Annotated in this window: 6 protein-coding genes; 2 read left to right on the top strand and 4 right to left on the bottom strand. The window is 54.9% G+C overall.

Features of this window, described 5'->3' with window-relative positions; genetic code table 11:
• On the bottom strand, positions 1-457 hold a 457-nt coding region (epsC, locus tag ACILQA_RS10095), incomplete at its 3' end, for a serine O-acetyltransferase EpsC (protein ID WP_395629574.1).
• A gap of 154 nt (positions 458-611) precedes the next feature.
• Between epsC and ACILQA_RS10090 the strand changes: the two genes are divergently transcribed.
• A complete protein-coding gene (locus ACILQA_RS10090) occupies positions 612-1,517 on the top strand; it encodes a hydrogen peroxide-inducible genes activator (RefSeq protein WP_333569717.1) in 906 nt (301 codons plus the stop codon).
• A 23-nt stretch (positions 1,518-1,540) separates the two neighbouring features.
• On the opposite strand, the gene ACILQA_RS10085 is transcribed toward ACILQA_RS10090, so the two are convergent.
• From ACILQA_RS10085 to pgsA, 3 genes are read right to left on the bottom strand one after another with little or no spacing between them, the layout of a single operon-like run.
• The gene (locus ACILQA_RS10085; RefSeq protein ID WP_395629573.1) at positions 1,541-1,981 is read right to left on the bottom strand and encodes a molybdenum cofactor biosynthesis protein MoaE; all 441 of its coding nucleotides are present in this window, start codon (positions 1,979-1,981) and stop codon (positions 1,541-1,543) included.
• Positions 1,978-2,229: a MoaD/ThiS family protein gene (locus tag ACILQA_RS10080; RefSeq protein WP_395629572.1), complete on the bottom strand. Its 252-nt coding sequence runs from the start codon at positions 2,227-2,229 to the stop codon at positions 1,978-1,980. Before ACILQA_RS10080 ends, ACILQA_RS10085 begins: the two co-directional genes overlap by 4 nt.
• A 4-nt stretch (positions 2,230-2,233) precedes the next feature.
• A complete protein-coding gene (gene pgsA, locus ACILQA_RS10075; protein ID WP_333569720.1) occupies positions 2,234-2,806 on the bottom strand; it encodes a CDP-diacylglycerol--glycerol-3-phosphate 3-phosphatidyltransferase in 573 nt (190 codons plus the stop codon).
• 129 nt (positions 2,807-2,935) lie between these two features.
• Here pgsA and ACILQA_RS10070 point away from each other — a divergent pair, with 129 nt between their 5' ends.
• Positions 2,936-4,219, top strand: a complete 1,284-nt coding sequence (locus ACILQA_RS10070; RefSeq protein ID WP_395629571.1) for an MFS transporter — start codon at positions 2,936-2,938, stop codon at positions 4,217-4,219.
• Positions 4,220-4,439: the final 220 nt, after the last annotated feature.

The raw sequence follows: 4,439 nt of genomic DNA, 5'->3' as shown, positions 1-4,439 counted from the left end.
TCACCACGGCAGCAGCGCCAATGCGCGCGCGTTCGCCCACTGTAATTGGGCCAAGAATCTGTGCACCTGATCCAATGATAACATTGTCCAATATCGTCGGGTGCCGTTTGCCCGCCATCCCGTTGGTCGGGTTGGTGCCACCCAATGTGACGTTCTGGTACATGGTGACATTGTCGCCAATCTCGGCCGTTTCACCAATCACGCTGAAACCATGGTCGAGGAAGAAATTGCTCCCAATTTTGGCGCCGGGGTGGATGTCTATGCCCGTTAGGAACCGGGCGAAATGGTTCACCAACCGCGCAAGAAAGAACATCTGGCCAAGGAACAGCCAATGGGCGACGCGGTGATAACCCACGGCCCATACGCCAGGGTAGAGCAATATCTCCCAGCGTGAGCGCGGCGCAGGATCGCGTTCTTTAATCGAGTCGAGATATTCGATGAGATTTGAAATGAACATAGATGACCCTGACGTCCCTACTGGGACCGTTGAGCATCTAAGCTAAGACTTTCAAACGGGCATTTCCAGCAAACTATGAACCTTTTCGCTAAATATTGCTAGAATCATCGGTAAAAACGATTATATGGCCCATAATAATAAACGGGGTCGATTTATGAGCACCTATCTTCCAACATTGAAACAGCTGCAATATCTGGTCGCGCTTCAGGAGCATGGCCATTTCGGTAAAGCCGCGGAATCCTGCTTTGTGACACAGTCCACGCTGTCCGCTGGGATACGCGAGCTGGAGTCGCTGCTTGGCCTGATGCTCGTGGAACGCACGCGGCGCGTCGTCCGCTTTACGCCGCTGGGCAACAAGATGGTCACCAAGGCGCACCGCATTTTACGTGAGGCGGAAGAGCTCGCCGAAATGGCGCGTTCCGCAGGCAAGCCACTTGCGGATGATTTGCGCATGAGCGTCATCCCCACGATTGCGCCATTCCTGTTGCCGAAGTTGTTACCGGCACTGCGCAAGAAATATCCCGATTTGAAGTTGTACCTGCGGGAGGAAGCGAGCGCAGCTGCGGTCGAAGCATTGCACCATGGTCAGGTTGACTGTGTCCTGCTGGCGCTTCCCTTCCCGGCGGGCGATGTCGAAAAAGCGCATCTGTTTAACGACGCGTTATATGTGGCCTTTCCATTGGATGACCCGCGCGACCCACCCGAAAGCATTGAACCTGAACTGATTGATGAAAACAGGCTTTTGTTATTGGTCGATGGCCATTGTCTGAAGGACCACGCACTGGCTGCCTGTAACAGACCGGAACTGCGCGCCACGGCCATGATGCTGGGTACATCGCTGCACACGCTTGTGCAGATGGTCGACAATGGCTTGGGCCTAACCATCATTCCCGAGATGGCCGTCGCGGCTGGCCTATTGAACGGAACCGACGTTCAGGCGCGGCCATTGAATGCGGAGCATGCGAGCCGGGAAATTGCGCTGATTTGGCGAACCAACAGCCCGCGCCGTGAGGAGTTCGAATTGCTTGCGGAGTCCCTGCGGGAACTGCACATAACGTAACCGCCGATCCGCAACCGGAGCCGTTAGGCCCAGCGTGAAGACCTGTCGTCGTCGCTGGATTTGGCATCAACCCAAACGGACGTGCCATCTGCATAATGCTCTTTCTTCCAAAATGGCGCGTCTGTTTTAAGCCGGTCAATGAGAAACGCCGTGGCCTCAAGCGCGTCTGCCCTGTGCCGCGACGCTGCGCCGACAACGACCACGGGTTCGCCCACCGCAACGCGCCCAATCCGGTGCACAATCGCCGCGCCAAGCAATGCCCAGCGGGCAAAGGCTTCATCGATTAACCGCAGCAGGCTTGATTCCGTCATGCCGGGATAATGCTCAAGCTCAATCGCGGTCACGCCGCCATCGTCCCGCGATATGCCGGTAAAACTGGATACAGCACCGCCCCCCAAATCGCTCAGCCCCGCCAGTGCAACCTCCGCGCTGATCGGCTCGTCGCTGATAAGGACGCGTTTCATCCGCCGGTCACTGGCGGGAAAATTGCAAGCTCATGTGCATCGCCAAGCGCGGCATCCAATGGCACCATATCTTGGTCCAAAGCAAAACGAAGCCGCGCCTTATCTTGAAAGGCCAGCGCATGACCGGATGACTGACCGGCCAGCCAGTCAATGGCGTCATGAATATTGCGCACATGTGCCGGCAGATCACATGTTTCGGAGGCCACACCAATGGCCTCGCGAACCGCCGCAAAATAGACCAGCCTCATGCGGTCAATCCATATGCTTTATGCCGACGCGCAAATAATCCCAGCCGGTAATCATGGTCAGCACCGCGGCGATCCACAGCAGCGCCAGCGCGGCTTGCTTCAACAACATCCAATCAGGCAAGGCGCCCGCTAAAATGATGCCGCCGAGCGAAACAAGCTGAAACGTCGTCTTCCATTTGGCGAGTTTCGAAACCGGTACCGAAATCTGCAGGCCAGCCAAAAATTCGCGCAGGCCCGATACGATCATTTCACGCAGTAAAATGATGAGGGCAGCAATAACATGCCAACCGTCGACATCGCGCGTGAACACCAGCATCAAAATGACAGCGGCTACCATGATCTTATCGGCGATGGGATCAAGGAAAACGCCCAATTTCGACACTGTCCCCTGCGCCCGCGCAAGATAGCCATCGAAATAATCGGTAATCCCCATCAGGCAGTACAATATGAATGCAAAGCCATAATCCAGCGGCACCGGTTGAATGCCTATCTGCTTGGCGCCGGGCCACAGCAAAAAGACGAGGATGGGCACAGCAAGAATGCGCGACAAGGTCAGGAGGTTGGGTAAGCTAAGCATCCAATAGCAATAGCGCGATGTGCCAGCAAAATCACGCGGCTATTTCACCGTCACATGAAATGCACTTTGCCATGATAGGGCGGGAACGCTAAGGCTCCGATACCGTCCGCATGGGAAGTGCAAAAACCAATGGCTACGACAATGTCCCTGTTGAACAAGCGCAGATTTTTGCCGCTTTTCGTCACCCAGTTCCTGAATGCCTTCAACGACAATTTTTACAAGATGGCCATGGTTATCTTGGTGACATACGAAATCTATTCGGACCCGACCCAAGAAGCGAATTTTAACGCCATCGCGGGCGCGCTGTTCATATTACCCTTTTTCCTGTTTTCCGCGCTTGCGGGGCAATTGGCCGATACCATTGAAAAGACGCGCGTCATTCGCATGGTCAAGACAGCCGAGATTTTTATCATGATCTTCGGTGCAGCGGGTATTTACCTGCACAACATACCGATGATGCTCGTCGCATTGTTCGCAATGGGCGTGCATTCCACCTTCTTTGGCCCAATTAAATATGCGATTTTGCCCCAGCATCTTAAAGAAGATGAGGTTTTGGGCGGAACGGGCCTTGTCGAAGCTGGGACCTATCTCGCCATCTTGGGTGGGACGATTGCGGGCGGGATCATTCCCGGAAAGATTGCCGGCGTAGGGATTATCCTCGTTGCCATCATCGGACGCGTGACCGCGCAATCTGTTCCGCTTGCACCGCCCGAAAGCGATGCTCCAACCGCCAAAATGGACTGGAACATCTTTCGCAGCAGCTGGCGACTGGTGCGCGACACCATGCACATACCCCGCCTGTTTTTGGCGATCATGGCAATCAGCTTTTTCTGGGGCGTAGGCGCTGTCCTTGGGTCAATTTTCCCGCCCATGGTCAAAAACGCAATCGGCGGCGACAACACTGTCGCGACCTTGTTTACCGCGTTTTTCTCCATCGGCATCGCCATTGGTTCAGTCGCCGTCAACCGCATGCTAAATGGCACAGTGTCCGCCAAATATGCGCCGATTTCAGTCATCATAATGGGTTTGTTCGTCCTGGATCTGTGGTGGACGGTCAGCCACTGGCAACCCATCGGGTCAGAGCTGATAGATTGGTGGCAGTTTCTGACGCTAGGCTATGGCGAGCGTATGATTGTCGATCTTCTGGGTATTTCCATCGCGGGGGGCATGTTTGTCGTCCCGCTCTACGCGTTTCTGACAACGACGGTTGCAAAGTCGCAAACCGCCCGCACCATTGCCGCCAATAACATCGTGAATTCCGGCGCAATGGTGATCGGCGCTGTCATTTACAGCCTGCTCGTCAGCGCAGGTGTGAGCATTCCCGACACGCTGTTCATGATTGCTGCGGCCTGCCTTGTTTCGGCATGGATTTCTTGGAAGCTGCACAAGGCGAGCGACCCCGTCGTCGCCTAAAAATCAGGCGATAAAGCTCGTTATTGAGACAAAAAACGCACTGAAGCTGAGCATAAACAAATGCGTATCCTCCCTGCGCCACCACGATATCGGGCGTGGCGCGATGACGGCGTGCGCCATCTGCGGTGCGGGAAGCATCCGCCGAAGGGGATGGCGGGCAGCTTCGTTATGACCAACTAATCTTCTTTTCATCATGATCAGACTTTAACCTTTTGTTAGG

The organism is Sphingorhabdus sp., from assembly GCF_044239005.1.
GTDB lineage: Bacteria > Pseudomonadota > Alphaproteobacteria > Sphingomonadales > Sphingomonadaceae > Sphingorhabdus_B.
This window is presented reverse-complemented; position numbering and strand designations above follow the sequence as displayed.

Excerpts from the sequence above, each read along its gene's own strand:
- ACILQA_RS10080 (WP_395629572.1), bottom strand. The coding sequence starts at position 2,229 with ATGAGGCTGGTCTATTTTGCGGCGGTTCGCGAGGCCATTGGTGTGGCC.
- pgsA (WP_333569720.1), bottom strand. The coding sequence starts at position 2,806 with ATGCTTAGCTTACCCAACCTCCTGACCTTGTCGCGCATTCTTGCTGTG.
- ACILQA_RS10085 (WP_395629573.1), bottom strand. The coding sequence starts at position 1,981 with ATGAAACGCGTCCTTATCAGCGACGAGCCGATCAGCGCGGAGGTTGCA.
- ACILQA_RS10090 (WP_333569717.1), top strand. The coding sequence starts at position 612 with ATGAGCACCTATCTTCCAACATTGAAACAGCTGCAATATCTGGTCGCG.
- ACILQA_RS10070 (WP_395629571.1), top strand. The coding sequence starts at position 2,936 with ATGGCTACGACAATGTCCCTGTTGAACAAGCGCAGATTTTTGCCGCTT.